1 protein-coding gene is annotated in these 228 nt (G+C 57.9%); it reads left to right on the forward strand.

The window, feature by feature from the left end:
* The coding region (locus tag KVT37_RS33355; protein ID WP_217579132.1) for an FAD-dependent oxidoreductase at positions 1 to 228 on the forward strand (228 nt) is incomplete at both ends.

The following is a 228-nucleotide window of genomic DNA, read 5'->3' on the forward strand; positions in this document are numbered from 1 at the left end:
GGCCACGAATACTGCATCTTCTCCAACGAGGCTTTCGATCTCAAGCAACTGCCGAAGGCGATCATGATCGAGGGCGGCTGCTACATCGCCGTCGAATTCGCCAACATCTTCCATGGTTTGGGGGTCGATACCACGCTGGTCTATCGCGGCCAGGGGATCCTCAGCCGCTTCGACATGGATTTGCGCCGTTCGCTGCACGAGACGTTGGGGAAGAAGGGGTTCAAGACC

It is taken from the genome of Mesorhizobium sp. GbtcB19, assembly GCF_019091085.1.
GTDB lineage: Bacteria > Pseudomonadota > Alphaproteobacteria > Rhizobiales > Rhizobiaceae > Mesorhizobium.